This window comes from Burkholderia sp. BCC1999, from assembly GCF_905339975.1.
Taxonomy (GTDB): domain Bacteria; phylum Pseudomonadota; class Gammaproteobacteria; order Burkholderiales; family Burkholderiaceae; genus Burkholderia.
In genome coordinates this window covers 21,487-42,873 of the sequence record NZ_CAJPHP010000009.1, presented here as the reverse complement: position 1 = coordinate 42,873, position 21,387 = coordinate 21,487, and the positions used below count along the sequence as shown (strand labels likewise).

Here is a 21,387-nt window from a genome sequence, read left to right as displayed (position 1 = left end):
CCGAACGCTCCGCATCCGACCTCACAAGGAGACTGCATGCTGCACATCCTCGGCAAGATTCCGTCCATCAACGTCCGCAAGGTGCTGTGGCTGTGCACCGAGTTGAACCTGCCGTTCGAACAGGAAGACTGGGGCGCCGGCTTCCGCACGACCAACGATCCGGCCTATCTCGCGCTGAATCCGAACGCGCTCGTGCCCGTCATCAAGGACGACGACTTCGTGCTCTGGGAATCGAACACGATCATCCGCTACCTCGCGAACCGCTACGGCGGCGATGCGCTGTATCCGGCCGAGCCGCAGGCGCGCGCACGGGTCGACCAGTGGATCGACTGGCAGGGCGCGGACCTGAACCGGTCATGGGTCGGCGCGTTTCTCGGCCTCGTGCGCAAATCGCCCGATCATCAGGATCCGGCCGGCATCGCGCAGTCGATCGCAGGCTGGACGAAGCACATGCACGTGCTGAACGCGCAGCTCGAAAAGACGGGCGCATACGTGGCCGGCAACACGTTCACGCTCGCGGACATTCCGATCGGCCTGTCGGTGAACCGCTGGTTCGGCACGCCGTTCGAGCATCCGGATCTGCCGGCGGTGTCGCGCTATATCGAGCGTCTCGCGACGCGCGAGGGCTTCAAGCAATACGCGGGCAGCGCGAATCCGTAACGCGAGGCAGGTCGCACGTGAAGCGGCTGTGTTGCAATCGCCGCCGCTTCACGCGTGATTCATCGATCCACCTACCCGCCATCACGCGCCAGGCGTCGGCACCGCATCGAGCACGCGCGCGAGAAACGCCTCGTGATTCCACGCGGATTCCGGCCGCGACAGCCCGAACCGCACGACCACCAGCTGACGGCTCGGCACCACGCTCACGAACTGGCCTTCATGGCCGACCGCATGAAACGCGTCGGCCGGCATCGCGACCGCGTGCGGATCGCGATCGTTGAACGGCTCCGGCACCTTGACCCACAGCTGCGCGCCGAACTCCTGCCGCTCCGACTGCGGCGTCGCGCGCGTCAGGTAGCGCACCCAGCCTTCCGGCAGCAGCCGCTGCCCGTTCCACGCGCCGTCCTGCAGCAGAAGCTGCCCGAAGCGCGCCCAGTCGCGCGCGCTCGCATACATGTATGACGGGGCGACGAGCGTGCCGGATGCATCGGGCTCGAACACCGCGCTGCGCATCCCGAGCGGCGCGAACAGCGCGCGGTGCGGATACGCAAGGTAGTCGTCCTCGCTGCCGCCCAGCGCTTCGCGCATCACGCGCGCGACGATCGCGCTCGTGCCGCTCGAGTAGTACCAATGCGTGCCGGGCGTCGCGACGAGCGGTTTCGCCGAAGCGAACCGTGCCATGTCGGGCTGCGTGAACAGCATCACGGCGACGTCGGACAACGGGTCGTCGTAATCCTCGTTGAATTGCAGGCCGCTCGTCATCCGCAGCAGCTCGTCGAGCGTGATGGCCGTGCGCGGATCGCCGCTGCCGCGCCATTCGGGCAGCAGCGCCGACGCATCGGGCGACAGCTTGTGCTGCGCGACCAGCGTGCCGATCAGCGCGGCCGTCACGGTCTTCGTCATCGACCAGCCGGGCAGCGGCGTGTCGGCCGTGAAGCCGGGCGCATAGCGTTCGGCGATCACCTGGCCGCGCCACATCACGACGACTGCGCGCGTGCGCCGCGGCCGCGCCGGATCGGGTTCGTCGAACGCGCGGTCGAGCGCGGCCTGCAGCTTGTGCGCATCGATGCCGACGGGCGGCGTAGCCGGCGCGGGCGGGTCGGACGGTGGATCGGCCAGCGGCGGCAACGCGGCCGGCAAGGTGGTCGACGTCGCGCCGGGCGAGGCGCCGGGCGCGAGCGTGCAGCCGAGCCCCGGCCGGAAATCGGCTGCGCGCTCGGCGAAACCGGCGAAGGTCGCCGTCGCGCGATGATGGTCGCGATCGAGCGACGGGCGTACCAGCTTCAGCAGCGGATGGACGCCGGCCATGATGTCGACGTCGATCACCGACGCGGCCGGCCGGCCCGACACGAACACGCCGGAGCACAGCGCCTTTGCCGCATAGCCGGTCGCGATCGGCGCGAGCCGGGACAGCATGTAGCCGGCGTAGCCGACCGCGGCAACGAGCGCGAGCGCGACGCCGCACAGAATCAGCTTCTTGAGGGGGATCGTCATGCGCGAGCGTCCTCGGTTGTCTGCGGCAGGCCAGGAACCGGCAGTGTCGCAGGTTCCGGCAAGCGGTGGCAATCGCGGGAGCGGGCGACGCCGGGTCGTGTCAATCGTGCGCATGTTGCCCGGCGTGTGCGACCCGGTTGTGTCGGTCGCGGAGGGTGAACGGGCCGCGTGCGGCCCGTTCGGGCGACGTGTCATTGCATGTTGCTGTCCGGTCGCAGGGTCCAGACCGTCGCGGTGTTCGTGTTGTCGTCGACGGCCGCGAACTGCAGCTGGCCTTTGCTGCCTTGCCCGAACGCCAGGCCGAATGCCGACCCCGGCGCGGTATCGACCTGCATTTGCGCGACGAAGCGGCCACCAACCGTGAATTCGACGATCTCGCTCGGCTGCAGCGGGTCGGGGTTGACCGCGTCGCCGTTGGCGGTCACGAGATGGCCGTTCGGCGCGAGCGCCAGCGCGAGCGGCCCGTGCAGGTGGGCCGCGTCGAAGTAGATCATCCGTCCGACGCCGCCGTTACGGTTCGTCGACGCGGCGTTCTGGATCGCGAACACCGCGTTGTCGCCGGTGGAGGCGACATACAGCACGTCGCTGTTCGGGTCGTACGCGAGACCGGTCGGGCCGACGACGAGCGCACTGGGATCGGTCCGGTTCACGTAGCCCGACGCGATGATGCGCGAGCCCGGCAGCATCGTGACGCCGTCGCTGCCGATCGCCAGCTCGATCCGCGCGACCGTCCCGTTCAGCACGTTCGATACGAATGCGGTGACGCGCTGGCCGCGATCGATCACGGTCATGTCCCACGGCCCGTCGAGCAGCGTGGCGCTGACCAGTTGCGTGACGAGGCCGCCTTGCGGATTGATGACGAGCAGCGAGCCCGGGGGGGCCACGGTCTTGCCGTCCGGCGCCGGGACGTTGCCGACCAGCACGAAGCCGCTGCGCAGCACCGCGAGCGCGGTCGTCAGGCCGAGATTGGTGCCCTGGAAGAACGTCGCCGGCGTATGGCCGGGCGACAGCTTCACGATCGTCGTGCCGGTGCCTTGCGCGTTCGACGCCGCGTTGAAGTTGGACACGACGACGTCGCCCGGTTTCAGCGTGCTCCACGACGGCACGCCGCGCGGCACGAACGCGATGCCGTACGGATTGACGTCGCCGTTGGCGGGCACGGTCGACGCGGTGACCGACGAAATCGGCAGGATGACGTCGCTGCCGCCGGCCCACGCGAACGCCGACGACAACGCGACGAGCCCGGCGCCGCAAGCCGCGCGGCGTAGCGTGCGGGCCATCGCGCGACTGGCATGCGCGACGCGTGGCGGATGGGCGGCGAAGTCGGTCGGGGCGGGCGAACGACAGGAAGGGAGAGGGTCCATGGCATGTCTCCGGTTGATGATCGCGAGCAGTCATCCCGGCTGCCGGCCTGCGCAGCCGACGGGTGTCCGGTGCGGTTGCGCGCGCTTGCCGAGCGAAACCGCACTCGAAATAAACGGATGGCGACGGCCGGATATTCCATTCGACGACACACGTTGCGCGCGAATCGTCGTCGATTGTTCGTCGCGACGGTGCCAGGGCCTGACAAGTTGAAATCCCGCCCGCCATCGGTCGATAATCGTCCGGCATTGCACTCCCGGTCCAACTGTCCAACCGATATCGGAAAACGCCATGTCCTACGACAACAACAACCCGTTCGCCAGGATCCTGCGCGGCGAACTGCCTTGCGTGAAGGTCGCGGAAGACGACGCGACGCTCGCGATCATGGATCTGATGCCGCAGGCCGACGGTCACGTGCTCGTGATCCCGAAGGAGCCGGCCGCGCAGATCTTCGAGCTGTCCGGCGACGCGGCCGCGGCCGGCATCCGCATGACGCAGCGCGTCGCGACGGCGGTGCGCGCGGCGCTCGAGCCGGACGGCGTGTTCATCGGCCAGTTCAACGGCGCGGCGGCCGGCCAGACGGTCCCGCACGTGCATTTCCACGTGATCCCGCGCTGGGAAGGCGCCGAGTTGCGGATGCACGCGCGCGAGATCGCCGACGCGGCGACGCTCGAAACGCTTGCGCAGCGCATTCGTGCGCGTTTCGTGTAACGGGTCGATTGCACGCGGCACGGCAATGGCCCGCCGGCCGGACGCCGCGCCGCCACCGGTTGTTTCAGCGGTCACGCGAGGTAACACGTGTAACCGCTGGCGAAACTCGGCCGGCCGGGCCCGGCGCTAGACTCCGCGCATTGCATCATCGAGCGACAGGAAGGGCGGATTGCCTCTTCGTGCCGAGCGCCGCTAGTTGCGGCGGTGCGGCTTTCGCGAGGTGCCATTCGTCTTTCGCGCCGGGAATCGAGCCATGACCAGACTTCTCATCACGCTTGCCCTGATCGGCGGCCTGTCCGGCTGCTATATCGCGCCGCCGTATGGCTACGCGCCCGCGCCGGCTTACTACGGCTATGCGCCTGCGTATTACGCGCCGCCCGTCAGCGTCGGGATCGGCGGCAACTTCCGCATCCGCTGATCCGGTATCGCGCGCGAGCCTCGGCCGCACCGGCCCGGTTCGCCGCCTTGCGCCGGAGGATTCGCGCGGATTCGCGCGCCGCATGACGGCCGCACACGGCGCTTCGTGCGCGCACTTCCTATACTTCACAGGAAAGCGCATCCCCGCGAGGCCGTCATGACCGTCACCCGCAAGGTCGCCGTCCTGTCGGGCGTCTCCACGCTCGTCTATCTCGGGCTCGCCGTGCTCGGCAGCGGCGGGTTCACCGCGTTCTTCTCGCATCCCCAACTGACCCTCGTCGTGATCGCGACGCTCGTGATGGCCGTCGCCGCGCTGTTCACCGAAGGCAACCTGAGCAGCGGCGAGCGCGAGAATCGCGACAACCGCTGGGTGCTCGCCGCATTCGCGGTGAGCGGGTTCCTGCTCGCGTACCTGCCGGCGCTGACCGACCGGCTGGAGGTCTGGACCTTCGGCGGCGACACGGTGCGCTGGATCGGCGTCGTGCTGTACATCGCGGGCGGTGCGCTGCGGATCTGGCCCGTGTTCGTGCTCGGTAAGCGCTTCAGCGGGCTCGTCGCGATCCAGCCGGGCCATACGCTCGTGACCGACGGCATCTACCGCTGCATCCGCAATCCGAGCTACGTCGGCCTGCTCGTGAATTCGGTCGGCTGGGCGCTGGCGTTCCGCTCGGGCGTCGGCGTGCTGCTGGTCGTGCTGACGCTGGTGCCGCTCGTCGCGCGCATCCGCTCGGAGGAGGCGCTGCTGCGTTCGCAATTCGGCGCCGAATACGATGCCTATTGCGCGCGGACCTGGCGATTGCTGCCCGGCGTGTACTGACCCCGTCATCTCTCCCTGATCGTCGCCCGGGGCGCGCGCTCACGACGCGTGCCCGATGTGTTGCCACGTGTGTCTCAAACGCGCGACGCCGCACATGGCGGGACTGTCGCCGCACCGGGCTGGACCGTTGCCGGAGTCAATGCCGGCGCGGGTTTCAGGCGAATTCAGCGAGCCCGTCCGACATCCTTTATTCGTAAACAACTTGTTACCAGAATGTCCACGGCAAGGGGGCGGGACCGGTGCTATTCTTCGCCGCAAGCTCATTGAAATGAATTGGTCCGCGGTTCGGCACAATGCCTGACCGGATGTCGATCGATTCAGATCGTCGTACCGAGCGGACCTTCAATAACCAGATTGTGAACAAGGAAGAATACGGGAATGTGGAAGAAAATCGCCCCCACTCTCGTCGTCGCCGTGCTGACCGGCGCGACGTCGTTGCCGGCACTGGCCGGTGACCTGAACAACGCACTTGGCGGCGCACTCGGCGGGGTAGCCGGTGCAGCAGTCGGTGGTGCAGTCGGCGGCAGCACCGGCTCGGTGATCGGCGGCGCGATCGGCGGCGGCGCCGGCGGCGCGGTGACGTCGAATCGTCGCGAGCGCACCGGTGCGATCATCGGCGGCGCCCTCGGCGGCGGCGCGGGTACGGCGGCAGGCAACGCGATGGGCGGCCGCACGGGCGGCCTGCTGGGCGCGGCCGTCGGCGGCGGCGCCGGCGCGGCACTCGGCGGTAACATGTCGCGCAGCTCGTACGAGCGCGATCATGGCGACCGCGGCTATCGTCACCGCAAGCATCGTCATCACCGCGACTGGGACTGATCGCCGCGGGCGCGGCACGGTGCGCGACCTGCGCACCGGCGCGCCGACGGCGTCGGCACCCGACGCGAGATTCGGCCCGGCAGCCTGCCGGGCCATCATCGCCGGCCTCACTGGCGACCCCTTCCGGCTTCATCAGCCGCTGCCATCCGCCCGATCGACGGGCCGGCCATCACCCTCCCGCAGCGTTTCCCCATTGCTCGACGACCTGACCTGCCGCGTATGAACGCGCCCGGGCAGAATCCGCGTGCGTCATCACGATTCGTTCATCCGTCCGTTCCGGCCTGACGAGCACGTCGCTTCCCGCTCGATTCGCACGACCGGATGGGGCGCGGCCGCTATGCAGCCGTCAGGATTTCCCTGATAGCCAGCGCACCTCGGAACGCCCCCTCGCCGCGCATCGCGGGCGTCGGCGGGTAGTGGGAAATCGAATGGATGTCATCGCAACATTTAATTGGTCGATCTCGATCGACTTCGCTATCGTCAACGATGCCCGCGTACGGAGTCGACCGTGCCGCCGGCCGCGCCTCGCCGCATGATCGCGAGCGCCGCGGCCCGGCCACCGGACCCAACAACCTGGGCCGCCGCGTCCGATGAACCGGACGGACCCGACGCGAAGCCTGGCCGACCGAACGAAGGCGCATGCGCTTTCAAGCCACCCCGGCAACGATGTCCCGCCGCCGCATGCGTGCCCCACGCGCGTGCGAACCGCCCGATGCCGTTTGCACCAGGGGCCGGACCAACCCATTGCCTGGATGCAATATGTCTAAGACAACGTATTACGCGCCGCATGGCGGCCACCCGCCGCAGACGGATCTGCTGACCGATCGCGCGATGTTCACCGAGGCGTACGCGGTGATCCCGAAGGGTGTGATGCGCGACATCGTCACGAGCTGGCTGCCGTTCTGGACGAACACGCGCCTGTGGGTGATCGCTCGCCCGCTGTCGGGTTTCGCGGAAACCTTCTCGCAGTACATCGTCGAAGTGAATCCGGGCGGCGGCAGCGACAAGCCCGAACAGGACAAGAACGCCGAAGCCGTGCTGTTCGTCGTCGAAGGCGAAGCCGAGCTGACGCTGCAAGGCACGAAGCACACGCTGAAGCCGGGCGGCTACGCGTTCATTCCGCCGGGCGCGGACTGGACGCTGCACAACGTCAGCGATGCTGCCGTGCGCTTCCACTGGGTACGCAAGCATTACCAGGTCGTCGACGGCATTCCGCTGCCGGAAGCGTTCGTGACCAACGAGCAGGACGTCGAGCCGATCCCGATGCCGGGCACCAACGGCGCATGGGTGACGACGCGCTTCGTCGACATGAGCGACATGCGTCACGACATGCACGTGAACATCGTGACGTTCGAACCGGGCGGCGTGATTCCGTTCGCGGAAACGCACGTGATGGAGCACGGCCTGTACGTGCTGGAAGGCAAGGCCGTCTATCGCCTGAACCAGGACTGGGTCGAGGTCGAAGCGGGCGATTTCATGTGGCTGCGCGCGTTCTGCCCGCAGGCATGCTATTCGGGTGGCCCTGGCCGCTTCCGCTACCTGCTGTACAAAGACGTGAACCGTCACATGAACCTGACGCTGAACCCGGCGCGCTAAGCGCTGCGTCCGCAGTCGAACGAAAAAACCCGCCGGTGCATGCCGGCGGGTTTTTTTCATGGGCGGCGGTTGTACGGGGCGCCGGGGCGCGCATGTCGATTGCAAGGCCGTAACCTTGCCGTCGCCCGATCTGTGGCGCGAGCCATCCCGTGCGTCATCCCTTGCGCCCGTCGCGCAACGGTGCATCGGTCAGGCGCAGCTCATGCGCAAGGTCGATCAGCGCGCGCAACCGCGCGGGCACGAAGCGATGGCCCGAATAGTAGAGCCGCAGCCCGCCGAACGACGGGCACCACGGCTCGAGCACCGGCACCAGCGCGCCGGTCTTCAGTTCTTCGTCGATGAACCACTCGGAAATGAAGCCGATACCGAGCCCGAACAGGATCGCCTGCTTGATCGCCGCCATTTCGTTGAGTGCGAAGCGCACGGGCAGGTCCATCTGCAGTTTCTGTCCGTTGCGTTCAAGCTCCCAGTGATAGATGCCGCCGTGGGACATGCGCATGCCGATGCTCTGGTGCTCGAGCAGGTCGCGCGGATGGCGCGGCGTGCCGTGGCGCTTCAGGTACTCGGGCGTTGCCACCACCAGCATGCGGATATCGCGCGACAGCGCCACGGCGATCATGTCCTGCGGCACGGCTTCGGCCAGGCGGATGCCGGCGTCGAACCCCTCGGCGACGATGTCGATCAGGCGTGACTCGCTCACGATGTCGATGCGGACGTCGGGGTAGCGCTGCGCGTACGGCTGGAACAGCGGCCCCAGCAACAGATGCGCGGCCCCCTGTGGCGCGTTGATGCGCAGCGTGCCGCTCGGCGTGTCGGGCCCGGTGGCGGCTTCCTCGCCGGCGCTCCTGATCTCGGCGAGCGCGGGCGTGATGCGCTCCACGTAGCGCTGGCCCGCGTCGGTCAGTGACACGCTGCGTGTCGAGCGGTTGAAGAGGCGCACCTTCAGGCGCGCTTCCAGTCCGGCCACGGCGCTGCTCACCGCCGTCGTCGACATGCCCAGCTCCAGCGCCGCGCCGCGAAAGCTTGCACGGCGCGCGACGGCCAGGACCACTTCCAGCTCGGTCATTCCGGTGCGGTGCATCGATTGTCCTGATTTTCGGGATGAGTCATCAGCGATAAGGCGGCTTATCAGAACAGTAATGTATTCCTAGACTGCGTGTCATGACGGCTTGTCGGATACGCACACAGGAGTACGCACCATGCAACGCATCGAACAGATCTACATCAACGGCGAATTCGCGACGCCGCACGGCCAGGAATGGTTCGACCTGCACGACCCGAGCACCGAGCAGGTCGTCGGGCGGGTCCGCCTCGGCGACGAGCAGGATGCCGAACGGGCGATCGCCGCGGCCAAGGCTGCGTTTCCCGGCTGGTCGCGCACCACGCGGGCAGAACGGATCGCCGCGCTCGAGCGCATGCGCGACGCCGTCGTCGCGCGGGAAGACGACCTGATGGAGGCGGTCGTGACCGAATACGGCGCGCCGGTCGAGCGCGGCCGCTGGATGGCGACCTATCCGGCCGACACCATCCAGCAGGCCATCGCCGCGCTGGAGACGTTCGCATTCGAGGAGCAGGCCGGCTCGGCCCGCGTGATCATGACGCCCGTCGGCGTGGCCGGCCTGATCACGCCGTGGAACAGCGATGCGGGGTTCATCTGCAACAAGCTGGCTACCGCGCTGGCGGCCGGCTGCACCGCGGTCATCAAGCCCAGCGAGATGAGTGCGATGCAGACCCAGGTCATCACCGAGGCGCTGCATGCGGCGGGCTTGCCCAAGGGGGTGTTCAATATCGTCAACGGGCGCGGCGACGTGGTGGGCGATGCGATCTCGCGCAGCCCCGACGTCGCGAAAATTTCGTTCACCGGCTCGTCGGCGGTGGGCCAACATCTGGTGAGCGCCGGCGCGGCCACGATGAAGCGCGTGACGCTGGAACTCGGCGGCAAGTCGCCGACGGTGGTGCTCGACGATGCGGATTTCGCGAGCATCATGCCGCTCGTGCTGCAGGCGGGATTCATGAACAGCGGCCAGGCATGCATCGCGGGTACGCGCGTGCTGGTGCCGCACCATCGGCTCGCGGAATTCGAAGACGCGATCAGGCAGGCGGTGGCGCGCGTGCGCTCCGGCAATCCGCGCGATGCCGGTACCGACATCGGGCCGATGGTCAGCGCGAAGCAATGGGAACGCGTGCAAAGCTACATCCGCATCGGGCAGGAAGAGGGCGCGGTGCTGCTGGCGGGCGGTGAAGGGCGGCCCGAAGGCCTGCACGCCGGTTGGTTCGTGAAGCCCACGGTGTTTTCTCGCGCGAACAACCGGATGCGGATCGCGCAGGAAGAAATCTTCGGCCCCGTGCTGACCATCATCCCCTACGAGGACGATGCCGATGCGATCGCGATCGCCAACGATACGCGCTACGGCCTGAGCGCCATGGTGCTGGGCAAGGACCCCGAACGCTGCGAGCGCGTGGCGCTGCAGATCGATTCCGGCCGCGTGCTCGTCAATACGCTGGCCCACGAGCCGCTTGCGCCGTTCGGCGGCTTCAAGCATTCGGGGCTCGGGCGGGAAATGGGCCGATGGGGCATCAGCGCTTATCTGGAACCCAAGACCCTGATCGGGAGCGCAAGCCGGGGTGCGTGAGCAGGCACTCGCATTCGATGCCCCTGTACGCCGTGCAGGGGCGTTTGCGCATCTCATGCGGCTGAATCCCACACGTATCGCAGGCGAAAGGGCGATGCCTGTGATTGCAAGCCTCGGAGGCGGAACGGGCGCATGTGGCGCGTCCTGACGATGCGCGTGCGTTGTGCGCCTACAAGCCGAGTGCGTGCGCGGCGAGTTGCGCGACCGCCAGCGACGTATCGGGCGGCAGCCCGTCTTCCATCGACCACACGGCCGACAGGCCCGCCCACGCGAGAATCCATTGCAGCAGCCGTAGCCGGTCGAACCGCGCGGCGTCGGCCACGAGCGCGACGCGCCGCTCGAAACGCACGGGATCGACCGCAATGTCGTGTGCGGGATTGCAGAACAGGTTCGCGTAGTCGAACGCGCGCTCACCGCGCAGCGCTTTCGGGTCGATCGCGAGCCAGCCGCGATCGCCGAAATGCAGGATGTTGTCGTGATGAATGTCGCCGTGGAGGACGGTTTCGTCGAGCGTCGGCGCTGCCAGCAGCGTGCGCGCCGTTGCGGCCGACCGGCGCAGCACGTCGTCGAGGCCGCCGTAGGCCAGCAGTGCGCGAAACCAGTCGTGCAGCGGCACGACCTGCGCAGGCGGCTGCGGCGCACGATACGCGTGCAGCCGCGCGACGACATTGCATGCGATGTGCATCGTGTCGTCGTCGTGGCCCGATGCCGACAAGGCGGCCAGCGACGGCGCCGGCTGCGCGCGTTCGAGCAGGATCGCGTTGCCGTCGTGCTGCCACACGCGGGCGGCGCCGTGCCCGTTCCACCAGGCCATCAGTGTGTTGCCGCGCCGCTCTTCGTCGCAAGTGGCGACCTTCAGCATCGCCGGCCGGCCTTGCCAGACGACGGGCAGCAGGCCGCCGTTCGCGGTCAGGATCGGGCCGCCGTCGGGAACGAGGCCCCACAGGCCGAGGTATCGATCGAACATCACACGATGGTACAAGCGAACCGGATCGCTTGCCGCGTGCTTTGCCGCGACGACATGCCGCAGGCCAGCACATGCCGCGCGAACGGCCCCCGGGCACGCTTTCCTAAATAAAATTTAGCCAGCCAAACTTTGGCTAAAGAATGTTCCGGTTTCGGGCCATCCCTTCGACAATGCGCGCCTTCCGTGACCGGTCGGCGCTCATCTTGCGCCGGCCGTCGCGAGCACTGAAGAAGGAGCCCGACATGACCGACCACACCGCCAACCCTCCCCCGCAACCCGCGCCGCCACCGCGCCGCCGACGCGTGTGGCGCACGCTTGCGGGCGCGCTGCTGGGCCTGACGCTCGCGTGCGCGGGCATCGGCGCATGGACGATCAATCGCATCTGGACGCAACTGCCGTCCGTCGAGCATCTGGCCGTCTATCGTCCCGCGCTGCCGCTGCGGATTTTCTCGCGCGACGGCGACTTGCTCGCCGAATACGGCGTCGAGCGGCGCGAGTTCGTGCCGCTCGAACGCATCCCGCCGCTGATGCGTCACGCGCTGCTCGCGGCCGAGGACGCGAAGTTCTACGAGCACGGCGCGGTCGATGTCGGCGGCCTCGCGCGCGCGACGTTCGCGAACGTCGTGACGGGGCAGCCGGGGCAGGGCGGCAGCACGATCACGATGCAGGTCGCGCGCAACTTCTACCTGACGCGCGACAAGGTGCTGAGCCGCAAGCTCGCCGAGATCCTGATGGCGGCGAAGCTCGAACGCGAATACAGCAAGGACAAGCTGCTCGAGCTGTACATGAACGAGATCTACCTGGGTGAGCGCGCGTACGGTTTCGCGGCCGCCGCGAACGTGTATTTCGGCAAGCCGCTCGACGCGCTGAGCGCGGGCGAAGCGGCCGTGCTCGCGGGGCTGCCGAAAGCGCCGTCCGCGTTCAACCCGGTCGTCAATCCGGCGCGCGCGACCGCGCGGCGCAACTACGTGCTCGGGCGCATGCATGCGCTCGGCCAGCTTGACGACGCGGCATATCGCGCGGCCGTCGACGCACCGATCGCGCTGGCGACCACGCCGCCGCCGGGGATCATCGCGGCGCCGTACGTGGCCGAGCGTGCGCGCCGGATGATGGTCGAGCGGTTTCATGACGATGCGTACACGCTCGGCCTCGACGTGACGACGACGATCTCGATGCGCGACCAGCGCGCGGCCGAAGCGGCGCTCGAGCGCACGTTGAACCGGCAGCCGCGCGCGAAGCGCGATGCGCGCAACGGGCTCGAAGGCGCGCTCGTGTCGCTCGATGCGGCCACCGGCGACATGCTTGCGCTGGTCGGCGGCGCGGATTTCAATCGCAACGTGTTCGACCATGCGCTGCAGGCGTATCGCCAGCCGGGCTCGAGCTTCAAGCCGTTCGTCTATTCGGCGGCGCTGGAGAAGGGCTACTTCCCCGGCGTGCTGGTCGACGACACGCAGCGCACGCTCACGCGCGCGGAAACCGGCGCGCAGCCGTGGCGTCCGCGCAATTTCGGTAACCGCTACGAAGGCTTCATTCCGGTGCGGCGCGGGCTCGTGCGCTCGAAGAACCTGGTCGCGGTCAGCCTGATGCAGGCCACCGACGCGCGCTACGTGCAGCAGCACGCGGTGCATTTCGGCTTCGACGCGCAGCGCAATCCGGCGTCGCTGCCGCTCGCGCTCGGCGCGGGCGCCGTGACGCCGCTCGAACTCGCGAGCGCCTACGGCGTGTTCGCGAACGGCGGCACGCGGATGGAGCCGCGCCTGATCCTGTCGGTGAAGCAGCGTCACGGCGGCGCGATGTACGAAGCGACCGCGCCGTCGGGCGAGCGCGTCGTATCGGCGCGCAATGCGTTCGTGATGGACAGCATGCTGCGCGACGTCGTGCGGGCCGGCACCGCGCGCGGTGCGCTCGCGCTGCGCCGCGACGATGCGGCCGGCAAGACAGGCACGTCGAACGGATCGAAGGACGTGTGGTTCGCCGGCTACTCGTCGGGCATCGTCGCGGTTGCATGGCTCGGCTACGACACGCCACGCCCGATGGGGCGCGCGACCGGCGCGACGCTGGCGCTGCCGGTCTGGCTCGACTACATGAAGACGGCCGTCGACGGACGGACGCCGGTCGATACGACGCCACCGCAGGACGTCGCGCTCGTCGACGGCGATTTCGTCTACGCGGAATACACGCGCGGTACCTGCACGGCCGACGTGCCCGCCTATATCCGCAGCCGCTTCGCGTGCGGCGGCACGGCAGCGGCCGATGCACCCGACGCGCCGGGCGACAGCGGCAAGCATGACGAGCCGATGCCGGCCGCCGTCGATGCGGCCGAGCGCGAACGCGTGCTCGACCTGTTCCGGACCGACGACTGACGCGCACCATGCATACGCTTTATCTGATTGCAATCGTCGCGGAAGCGATGTCGGGGGCGCTGATGGGCATGCGCCGCGGGATGGACCGCTTCGGGCTCGCGCTCGTCGGCGCGGTGACGGCGCTCGGCGGCGGCACCGTGCGCGACGTGCTGCTCGGCCACTATCCGCTCGGCTGGATCGCGCATCCGGAATATCTGATGATCACGCTGGTCGCGGCGACTGTCGCGTCGTGGGCGGCACGGCATGTCACACGAATGAAGACGCTGTTCGTCACCGTCGATGCGATCGGCCTTGCGGCGTTCACGATCATCGGCTGCGACGTCGGCGCGTCGACCGGCACCGCGCCGATCATCGTCGTGCTGGCCGGCGCGATCACGGGCGTCTGCGGCGGGATGCTGCGCGACCTGCTGTGCAACGAAATGCCGCTGATCCTGCGCGAGGAGCTTTACGCGAGCGTCGCGTTCGTCACGGGCGCGCTGTATGTCGGCATGCAGCATCTCGGCATCGACGCAGGGTTCGCGACGATCGTCGCGCTGGCAGCCGGGTTCTCGATGCGGATGCTCGCCGTGCGGTTCGGATGGAAGATGCGGACGTTCGGCGCGGCGGACCTGGAGCACTGAGTGCTCGCGGCCGCGCCTGCCGTGCCGGCATTCAGTCGGGCTGCATCACCTGAAAGACGTTCTCTTCCGGATCGATGCCGTCGAGCAGCCGGTACGGGAAGCCGTCGAAGCGCTTGATGTCGCGCACGGTCACGCCGTCGCGCGCGAGACGGTCGCGATGCGCGTCGATGTCGGCGTCGATCCGGAAGACGAGCTTCACGTTGTTCGTCGCCGGGTTTGCATTCGACGGCGTGGCCGCGTGGCGGAACGCCGGGCCGGCCAGATGCAGCGCGAGTTCGATCGCGCCCGCGTCGAGCACCGCCCATTCACCGTCGATTTCCTCGATGACGGGCAGATCGAAATGGCGCCGATAGAACGCCTTCAAAAGCGCGACGTCCTGGACGTACAGGATGATGCGGGTCATCGGAAGCGGCATGGGGGTCTCCTCGAAGGGGATGCGCGAAGCGCGAATGAGGCTGCTTGAAGGTCGAGCGTGCTGATCAACGGCCTGGCAACGGCCGCTCGGCGTACGCCCGCAGCGTCATGCCGGGACCATCACCGGCGGCGTACCGTCGCCGGTTTCCACCATCTTCACCGCGAATCCGTAGCACTGCGCGATATGCGCGGGCGTCATCACGTCGCGCGGTGCGCCGTGCGCGACGATCGTCCCGTCGGCGAGCATCGCGATCGTATCGGCGTGCCGTGCGGCGAGGTTCGGATCGTGGACGATCGCCAGCACGCCGAGCTGCCATTCGCGCGCGACCGCGCGCACGGTGTCGAGCAAACGATGCTGGTGCGCGAGATCCAGCGCGGCGGTCGGTTCGTCGAGCAGCAGGTAGCGCGGGCCGCTTTCCGTCGCCTCGTCGTCCGGCCACAGCTGCGCGAGCACGCGGGCGAACTGCACGCGTGCGAGTTCGCCACCCGACAGCGTGGTGACGTCGCGGCCGACGAGCGCATCGGCGCCCGCGCGTTCGAGTGCGCGCCACGCGATGTCGCGATCGTGGTGTGACGTCGCGCCGCTGCGTCGCGCATGCGGATAGCGGCCGAGCAGCACGATTTCGTCGACGCTGAACGGGAAGGCCGGCTGCGCGGCCTGCGGCAGCACCGCGCGCAGGCACGCGAGCCGCGGCGCGTCGATGCGCGCGAGCGGTTCGCCGTTCAGCGTGATGTCGCCCGTCACGTGCACACCGGTCGGCGCGACGCTGCCGGTCAGTTCGCCGGCGAAGGTCTTCAGCAGCGTGCTCTTGCCCGCGCCGTTGCGGCCGAGCAATGCGGTCACGCGGCCGGGTTCGATCGACAGCGACAGGTCGCGCAGGATCGCGTTGTGCCGGCGGGCGACGTCGAGGTGGTGGGCAGTCAGCATGGTCGTCGTGAAGAAAGGATTACCCGCCGAGCGCGCCGCGCCTCTTCCACAGCAGCGCGAGGAAGAACGGCGCGCCGAGCAGCGCGGTCAGCACGCCGAGCGGAATTTCGGCCGGAGCGGCGACCGTGCGTGCGGCGAGATCGGCGGCGAGCGTCAGCAACGCGCCGAGCAGTGCGGCGCCGGGCAGCACGATGCGCTGGTCGGGGCCGCATGCGAGCCGTACGCAATGCGGCGCGACGAGCCCGATGAAGCCGATGATGCCCGCGCATGACACCAGTGCGCCGACCGCAAGCGCGACCGCGACGAGCACGCGCCGCTTGAGCCGTTGTACAGGCACGCCGAGATGCAGCGCTTCGGTTTCGCCGAGCTGCAGGGCGTTCAGCGCGTCGCGCTCGCGCGCGAGCAGCACGCAGCCGATCGCGACGCACGGCATGACGGCCGCCAGCGCGGACCATTGCGCGCCGCCGAGGCTGCCGAGGCTCCAGAAGGTCAGCGAGCGCAGCTGGGCGTCGTCGGCGACGAACGTGAGCAGCCCGATCGCCGCGCCGACCAGCGCATTGATCGCGATGCCGGCGAGCAGCAGCAGCGGCAGCGCGAGCCGGCCGCGCGACGCGGCAAGCCGGTAGACGAGCGCGGCGACTGCGAGCGCGCCCGCGAACGCGGCGACGGGCAGCGCGGCCGCGCTCACGTGCGTGGCAAAGAGCGCGGGGCCGAGCACGATCATCGTGGTCGCGCCGAGTGCGGCGCCGCTCGACACGCCGACGAGGCCCGGATCGGCGAGCGGATTGCGGAACAGCGCCTGCATCGCGGCGCCGGTCGCGCCGAAGCCGCCGCCGACCAGCAGCGCGAGCGCGACGCGCGGCGCGCGAATGTCGAACAGCACCGCGCGCGCCTGCTGCGCGTCGGCATCGCCGGTCAGCGCGGCCCAGGCTTGCGCAAGCGGGATGCGATACGCGCCGACACACAGCGCGACGACGGACATCGCGCACACGAGCACGGCGAGCGCGACCAGTGCGAATGGCGCAAGGCGGCGCGACGTGCCGATGCGCGCGGCGCCGGAGCGCGAGGCGGGCGACGGCGCGGAGAAGGGCGAAGCGTGAGCGGTCATCGGGGTGATCCGGAATCAGGCGAGCGCATCCGACAGGCGTCGGTGCAGGGTCGTGACGGCGAGCGGCAGGCGCGGGCCGAAGCCGAGCAGGAACAGCGCATCGAGCGACACGACGCGCTGTGCGCGACCGGCCGGCGTCGCGCTGAAGCCGGGCGTCGCGAGCAGCGCGGCGCGACCGCCGACGGTGGCAAGCCCTTCATCCGAGATCAGCACGATGTCGGGCGCGGCGGCCGCAAGCGCCTCGGTCGTCAGCGGCTTGTAGTGATCGAAGCCCTGCATCGCGTTGCGCGCACCCGCGTAGCGGATCATCGCGTCGGCAGCCGTGCGCTGGCCGGCGACGAGCGCCTGGTTGCCGGTATGGTTCAGCACGAACAGCACGCGCGGCGGCCGCGCGCCGCCGGGCACGCGCGCGGCGACCGCGTCGCGCGCGCCCTGCCAGTCGCGATCGAAGCGTTGCAGCAACGCGGTACCGGCATCGCGTACGTCGAGCGCCTGCGCGATGCCGGTGATCTTCGCGCGCACCGATTCGACGTCGTGGCGTTCGTCGAACGTCGTGACCGTGACGCCTGCGCTTTTCACCTGCGCGATCGCGGTGGGCGGGCCGGCTTCCGCCGACGCGAGCACGAGATCGGGCCGCAGCGACAGCAGCCCTTCGGCCGACAGCGCGCGCTGGTAGCCGACTTTGGGCAAACGCTTCGCGGCGTCGGGATACGTGCAGGTCGTGTCGGCGCCGACGAGCCGGTAGCGCGGCGTCTCGGCGCCGCCGAGCGCGAACGCGGTTTCCGCGAGCGCGCCGCCGATCACGACCACGCGCTTCGGCGCAGCCTGCGCAACCTGGGCGAGCACGCTGGCGGGCAGCGCGCCAGCCAGCGCACCGGCCGCCGCGCCTGCGAGGACCGCGCGGCGGCGCGGATCGAACGACCGCGCGCTCACCGCGCGTCCCCGTGTGCGGCTGCCGGCAGCGTTGCGACGAGCGCACGCCAGTCGTCACGTTCGACCTTGCCGGGCTTGCGTTCGCCGAACAGCAGCGCGACGTGGTCGCCCTGCCGGTCGAACAGTTCGAGCGACGTGACGATGCCGTCGCTCGTCGGTTTCTTCACGACCCAGGCGGCGGCGATCAGGTCTTCGCGCACGTGCAGGTTGAAGTTCGGGTCGAGCACGTTGATCCACGCGCCGACTTCACGCACGTTCGCGATGGGGCCGGTGTGGATCTGGATCATTCCCGCGTTGCCGACGAACACCATGATCGGCTGGCCGCTTTGCGCTGCCTGCTGGAGCACGTGGCGCAGTGCGTGCGCGGTCTCGACCGGATACGCGTATTGCGGATCGGCGAGGCGCAGCGCCTGCATGCGGCTCACGCCGAAGCGCTGCGTGATGCCGAAGAACTGGTGCGTGTCGGTCATCGCGTCCCACGCGGCGCGAAAGCCCGCGACGTCGATCTCGGTGTCGGCGCGCTCGGGTGTCTTCGGGGCGGCGGCCGCGACGTCGAGGCCCGGCTCCTGCGACGGCGCGCGCCAGCGTTCGACGAACGCGTCGTACGCGGCGTGGTCGCTGTGCGCGCGCAGGTAGACCTTGTGGATCGCATGGCCCTGCGCATCGAAGAACTGCAGGCTCTTCAGCGGGCCGTGCGCGGTCTCGTCGCGCACCGCGAATGCCGACACCCAGTGACGATAGAAGATGCGCAGGTCGATGTCGCCGAGCGCGAGGCCGACGGGGCCGTCATGGCTCATCTGCGCATATTCGCCGTCCTTCTCGTGGACGGCCGTGTCGTTGCGCGTGAGCGCCATCACACGGCCGAGGCGCGGCATTTCCTCGAACATCGCCGGAAAGCGTGCGTCGAGCCGCACGACATGCTCGCCGACGAACGCGGCGAGCGCCTCGCCTTCGCTGACGCCGAGCGCCTGCGCGACGTCGCGGTTGCGCAGCTGACGCTCGGTCTTGAGCTTGATGAACGCGTCGCGCAGCGCGGCGGCTGCACGGGCCGGGCTGGCCGATTGACCGGCAAGGGCGGATTGCATCATGTCGGACTCCTTCAAGTAACGGTTGGGGTGGTTGCGCGGGTGGCGCGCATCAGAAATCCACTTTCATGCTGACGGCGACCGTGCGGCCGGGCGACGAATACGCATCGAGCACCTGCGAATCGGCCGCGATGCCGCGCACGTCCGACCAGTTCCAGTACTTGCGGTCGAACAGGTTGCGGATGCCGATCGTCGCGCTCACGTGCTTGTTGAAGCGGTAGCCGCCGCGCAGGTCGACGACGAACGACGACGGCGGCGTGAAGCACGTCTTGTTCGAACAGTCGGACTTGTCGATGTCCTTGTCGCGTTTCGCGGCCTGGAACAGCAGGTCGGTTTGCACGAACCAGCGTTCGCCCGGTTCATAGCGCACGCCGAACACGGCGGAGAACGGGTTGACCGTGTTGAGCGGCTGGCTGGCCGCGCCGTCGTTCTGCGTCGAGCCCTTCGTGAACGCCATCGCCGTCTTCAGCGTGATGCCGTTCGGCATCACCCATTCGGCGCGGCCTTCGAGGCCGTGGATGCGCGCGTCGGCGAAGTTCACGTACTGGAACACGAACGGGTCGGCCGGCCGGCCGCTGCCCGCGATCGTCGTGCGCGAGATGAAGTTGCGGTAGCGGCCCGTGAACGCGGCCGCGCTGTAGCGCACGACGCCGTAGCCGGTGCCGGCCTTGCCGCGCAGGCCGGCTTCGAACGTGTCGCTCGTCTCGGGCTTCAGGTTCGGATTGCCGATCGACGTGTAGCCGTACACCGGGTTCGAGAAGCTGCTGTTCACCTGGTCGGGCGTCGGCGCGCGGAAGCCGTGCGCGTACTGCACGTACGGAATGACCGCGGGCGTGATCTCGTAGAGCACCGCGACGCGCGGCGACAGTTCGTTCGCGCTCGTCGACACGGCCTTGCCGGTGAACAGCGGATCGTTTTCGGTCGGGCTCAGCCGGTACGTGTCGAAGCGCAGGCCCGGCGTGACAAGCAGGCGACCGTAGCCGATCTGGTCCTGCACGAACGCGCCGAACAGCGTGTAGTCGGTGTCGGGGAACGCCTTGTTCGGGAATGCTTCGCCGACGCCCGGCACCGTGCCGTCGCGCATGTTCGTCACGCGCGACAGGCTGCCGTCGACGCCATAGAGCAGCTTGTGCGCGAACGGGCCGGTCGCGAAGCCGCTTTCGGCGAACGCGGAACCGCCGAACGTGCGCTCCTTGTACTGGTTGTCGCGCGAGCGAGAAGGCTGCTTGCCGCGCGTCTCGAACGCATACTGGTCCTGCTTCGCGTCCTGGTAGTAGAACTGCACGTGCGCGGTCTGGAACCAGCGGAACGCGTCGTCGCGGAAGTCGTAGTCGACGCTGAAGCGGTTGCGCTCGAGCCGGTCGTAGGTCGTGAGGCCGAGCGTGGTCGGTGCATTGATCGCGGACAGCACGTCGGTGCTCACGCGCCGCTGCACTGTTTCGGCAGTGAACTTGATCGTGTCGCGCGTGGTCGGCGTCAGCACGAGCTTGCCGAGCAGCGATTCCGAGTAGACGTCCTGCGGGTTCGACGTCGTGCGTAGCGTGCTCGCCGAATTGTTGCTGCCGCGCGTGTCGACCTCGTGGCCGCGCCGGCCGTCGGCGATGATCATCCCCTGGATGCGATCGTTGCCGCCCGCGGCCGACACGGTCGCGCCGATGCTGCGATCGGCCGAGTCGTAGCTCGGCCGGAACGAGAAGTAGTAAGGCTTGTTGTAGACCGACAGCAGGTCGCGCGGATCCTTCGTGATGAAGTTCACCGCGCCGGTCAGGCCGTCGCTGCCGTACAGCGCCGACGCCGGGCCGCGCAGGATCTCGATGCGCTTGAGCGTGTCGAGATCGGCGTAGTCGCCGCGCCCCGCTTCGAGCGGGCCGAACGAGAACGCGTTCGGCAGGCGGATGCCGTCTTCCATCAGCAGCACGCGATTGCCTTCGAGGCCGCGGATGTTGATGCTCGAATCGCCGTCGCGGCCGCCGCCGAGCGCGGCGCTGCCGGGCCGGTACGCGGTGCGGCGCACCGTGACGCCCGGCTCGTAGCGCAATGCGTCCTTGATGTTGGTGGCCTGCTGTTCCTCGAGATCCTCGTCGGTGATCACCGACACCGACGCCGCCGTGCGGCTCGCAGCGGTGGCGGTACGGGTGGCCGTGACGGTGACGGGGTCGAGCAGCGCCGCATCGCCGCGCGTGGACGCGGCGACGAGGACGGTGGAAGGCGGGGTGGCGCCTTGCGGCGACGAATCGGCGTGAGCCGTGGCGGCGGACAGGCCGAACGCGCCGAACAGCGCGGCACAGATCGGCCGCCGCGCCAGCGTATAGCAATGCACAGGTGGTCTCCCATTGACGATAACAAGCCCGAAGGCTGGCTGGGTGACGCGTTCACCTGGCTGGCCCGTTTGCGCGCGACAGGCGGCAAACGGCGAATTGAAAGGCAACTGACAACTTTACCAGTGTAAATGAGAATTATTAT

At 68.7% G+C, this 21,387-nt stretch carries 19 protein-coding genes; 9 read left to right on the top strand and 10 right to left on the bottom strand.

The genetic code is table 11. From position 1 onward, the window contains the following. Window positions 1-36 precede the first annotated feature (36 nt). A complete protein-coding gene (locus U5809_RS14615; protein ID WP_176047641.1) occupies window positions 37-660 on the top strand; it encodes a glutathione S-transferase family protein in 624 nt (207 codons plus the stop codon). Between the two features lie 81 nt (window positions 661-741). Here U5809_RS14615 and U5809_RS14610 read toward each other — a convergent pair whose 3' ends face one another. Beyond that, on the bottom strand, window positions 742-2,154 hold the full coding sequence (locus U5809_RS14610; RefSeq protein ID WP_322087035.1) for a serine hydrolase: 1,413 nt from the start codon (window positions 2,152-2,154) through the stop codon (window positions 742-744). 191 nt (window positions 2,155-2,345) lie between these two features. Next, complete coding sequence (locus U5809_RS14605; protein WP_322087034.1) at window positions 2,346-3,518, bottom strand: hypothetical protein; 1,173 nt, start codon at window positions 3,516-3,518, stop codon at window positions 2,346-2,348. A gap of 289 nt (window positions 3,519-3,807) precedes the next feature. Here U5809_RS14605 and U5809_RS14600 point away from each other — a divergent pair, with 289 nt between their 5' ends. The 5 genes from U5809_RS14600 to U5809_RS14580 all read left to right on the top strand — a co-directional run bounded on the left by U5809_RS14600 (window position 3,808) and on the right by U5809_RS14580 (window position 7,873). After that, entirely contained in the window at window positions 3,808-4,227 is a 420-nt protein-coding gene (locus U5809_RS14600; protein WP_282508347.1) for an HIT family protein, read from the top strand. A gap of 253 nt (window positions 4,228-4,480) precedes the next feature. Beyond that, window positions 4,481-4,645, top strand: coding sequence for a hypothetical protein (locus U5809_RS14595; protein ID WP_174917998.1), 165 nt, complete (start codon window positions 4,481-4,483; stop codon window positions 4,643-4,645). 156 nt (window positions 4,646-4,801) lie between these two features. After that, window positions 4,802-5,461: an isoprenylcysteine carboxylmethyltransferase family protein gene (locus tag U5809_RS14590; RefSeq protein WP_322087033.1), complete on the top strand. Its 660-nt coding sequence runs from the start codon at window positions 4,802-4,804 to the stop codon at window positions 5,459-5,461. Between the two features lie 378 nt (window positions 5,462-5,839). Further along, window positions 5,840-6,277 (top strand): hypothetical protein, encoded by a 438-nt coding sequence (locus U5809_RS14585; RefSeq protein WP_176047635.1) that lies wholly within the window; start codon window positions 5,840-5,842, stop codon window positions 6,275-6,277. A gap of 759 nt (window positions 6,278-7,036) precedes the next feature. Beyond that, window positions 7,037-7,873, top strand: a complete 837-nt coding sequence (locus U5809_RS14580) for a bifunctional allantoicase/(S)-ureidoglycine aminohydrolase (protein WP_176047634.1) — start codon at window positions 7,037-7,039, stop codon at window positions 7,871-7,873. A 154-nt stretch (window positions 7,874-8,027) separates the two neighbouring features. Here the strand turns inward: U5809_RS14580 and U5809_RS14575 are convergent, their stop codons facing one another. Next, window positions 8,028-8,954 (bottom strand): LysR family transcriptional regulator, encoded by a 927-nt coding sequence (locus U5809_RS14575; RefSeq protein WP_322087032.1) that lies wholly within the window; start codon window positions 8,952-8,954, stop codon window positions 8,028-8,030. 118 nt (window positions 8,955-9,072) lie between these two features. On the opposite strand from U5809_RS14575, the gene U5809_RS14570 reads away from it, so the two are divergent. Beyond that, window positions 9,073-10,506 carry an aldehyde dehydrogenase family protein gene (locus U5809_RS14570; protein WP_322087031.1) on the top strand — a complete coding sequence of 478 codons (1,434 nt, stop codon included), beginning with the start codon at window positions 9,073-9,075 and terminating at the stop codon, window positions 10,504-10,506. 169 nt (window positions 10,507-10,675) lie between these two features. Here U5809_RS14570 and U5809_RS14565 read toward each other — a convergent pair whose 3' ends face one another. Beyond that, window positions 10,676-11,473, bottom strand: a complete 798-nt coding sequence (locus U5809_RS14565; protein ID WP_322087030.1) for an aminoglycoside phosphotransferase family protein — start codon at window positions 11,471-11,473, stop codon at window positions 10,676-10,678. A 242-nt stretch (window positions 11,474-11,715) separates the two neighbouring features. Here U5809_RS14565 and U5809_RS14560 point away from each other — a divergent pair, with 242 nt between their 5' ends. Both U5809_RS14560 and U5809_RS14555 read left to right on the top strand, forming a co-directional pair. Continuing rightward, entirely contained in the window at window positions 11,716-13,836 is a 2,121-nt protein-coding gene (locus U5809_RS14560) for a PBP1A family penicillin-binding protein (RefSeq protein ID WP_322087029.1), read from the top strand. 8 nt (window positions 13,837-13,844) lie between these two features. Beyond that, the gene (locus U5809_RS14555; RefSeq protein WP_322087028.1) at window positions 13,845-14,456 is read left to right on the top strand and encodes a trimeric intracellular cation channel family protein; all 612 of its coding nucleotides are present in this window, start codon (window positions 13,845-13,847) and stop codon (window positions 14,454-14,456) included. Between the two features lie 31 nt (window positions 14,457-14,487). On the opposite strand, the gene U5809_RS14550 is transcribed toward U5809_RS14555, so the two are convergent. The 6 genes from U5809_RS14550 to U5809_RS14525 form a co-directional block, all read right to left on the bottom strand. After that, entirely contained in the window at window positions 14,488-14,871 is a 384-nt protein-coding gene (locus tag U5809_RS14550; protein WP_322087027.1) for a VOC family protein, read from the bottom strand. 105 nt (window positions 14,872-14,976) lie between these two features. Beyond that, window positions 14,977-15,798: a heme ABC transporter ATP-binding protein gene (locus U5809_RS14545; protein WP_322087026.1), complete on the bottom strand. Its 822-nt coding sequence runs from the start codon at window positions 15,796-15,798 to the stop codon at window positions 14,977-14,979. A gap of 19 nt (window positions 15,799-15,817) precedes the next feature. Next, on the bottom strand, window positions 15,818-16,906 hold the full coding sequence (locus tag U5809_RS14540; protein ID WP_322087025.1) for an iron ABC transporter permease: 1,089 nt from the start codon (window positions 16,904-16,906) through the stop codon (window positions 15,818-15,820). Window positions 16,907-16,921: 15 nt separating this feature from the next. After that, a complete protein-coding gene (locus U5809_RS14535) occupies window positions 16,922-17,839 on the bottom strand; it encodes a helical backbone metal receptor (protein ID WP_322087024.1) in 918 nt (305 codons plus the stop codon). Continuing rightward, entirely contained in the window at window positions 17,836-18,927 is a 1,092-nt protein-coding gene (locus tag U5809_RS14530; protein WP_322087023.1) for a hemin-degrading factor, read from the bottom strand. The genes U5809_RS14535 and U5809_RS14530 overlap by 4 nt, the downstream gene beginning before the upstream one ends. A 49-nt stretch (window positions 18,928-18,976) precedes the next feature. Further along, complete coding sequence (locus U5809_RS14525) at window positions 18,977-21,244, bottom strand: TonB-dependent hemoglobin/transferrin/lactoferrin family receptor (RefSeq protein WP_322087022.1); 2,268 nt, start codon at window positions 21,242-21,244, stop codon at window positions 18,977-18,979. Window positions 21,245-21,387 lie beyond the last annotated feature (143 nt).

Bases quoted from the DNA above. Each gene is read 5' to 3' on its own strand.
- U5809_RS14550 (WP_322087027.1), bottom strand. From the start codon at position 14,871: ATGCCGCTTCCGATGACCCGCATCATCCTGTACGTCCAGGACGTCGCG.
- U5809_RS14560 (WP_322087029.1), top strand. From the start codon at position 11,716: ATGACCGACCACACCGCCAACCCTCCCCCGCAACCCGCGCCGCCACCG.
- U5809_RS14615 (WP_176047641.1), top strand. From the start codon at position 37: ATGCTGCACATCCTCGGCAAGATTCCGTCCATCAACGTCCGCAAGGTG.
- U5809_RS14540 (WP_322087025.1), bottom strand. From the start codon at position 16,906: ATGACCGCTCACGCTTCGCCCTTCTCCGCGCCGTCGCCCGCCTCGCGC.
- U5809_RS14600 (WP_282508347.1), top strand. From the start codon at position 3,808: ATGTCCTACGACAACAACAACCCGTTCGCCAGGATCCTGCGCGGCGAA.
- U5809_RS14590 (WP_322087033.1), top strand. From the start codon at position 4,802: ATGACCGTCACCCGCAAGGTCGCCGTCCTGTCGGGCGTCTCCACGCTC.
- U5809_RS14610 (WP_322087035.1), bottom strand. From the start codon at position 2,154: ATGACGATCCCCCTCAAGAAGCTGATTCTGTGCGGCGTCGCGCTCGCG.
- U5809_RS14530 (WP_322087023.1), bottom strand. From the start codon at position 18,927: ATGATGCAATCCGCCCTTGCCGGTCAATCGGCCAGCCCGGCCCGTGCA.
- U5809_RS14575 (WP_322087032.1), bottom strand. From the start codon at position 8,954: ATGCACCGCACCGGAATGACCGAGCTGGAAGTGGTCCTGGCCGTCGCG.
- U5809_RS14580 (WP_176047634.1), top strand. From the start codon at position 7,037: ATGTCTAAGACAACGTATTACGCGCCGCATGGCGGCCACCCGCCGCAG.
- U5809_RS14595 (WP_174917998.1), top strand. From the start codon at position 4,481: ATGACCAGACTTCTCATCACGCTTGCCCTGATCGGCGGCCTGTCCGGC.
- U5809_RS14545 (WP_322087026.1), bottom strand. From the start codon at position 15,798: ATGCTGACTGCCCACCACCTCGACGTCGCCCGCCGGCACAACGCGATC.
- U5809_RS14555 (WP_322087028.1), top strand. From the start codon at position 13,845: ATGCATACGCTTTATCTGATTGCAATCGTCGCGGAAGCGATGTCGGGG.
- U5809_RS14605 (WP_322087034.1), bottom strand. From the start codon at position 3,518: ATGGACCCTCTCCCTTCCTGTCGTTCGCCCGCCCCGACCGACTTCGCC.
- U5809_RS14585 (WP_176047635.1), top strand. From the start codon at position 5,840: ATGTGGAAGAAAATCGCCCCCACTCTCGTCGTCGCCGTGCTGACCGGC.
- U5809_RS14570 (WP_322087031.1), top strand. From the start codon at position 9,073: ATGCAACGCATCGAACAGATCTACATCAACGGCGAATTCGCGACGCCG.
- U5809_RS14565 (WP_322087030.1), bottom strand. From the start codon at position 11,473: ATGTTCGATCGATACCTCGGCCTGTGGGGCCTCGTTCCCGACGGCGGC.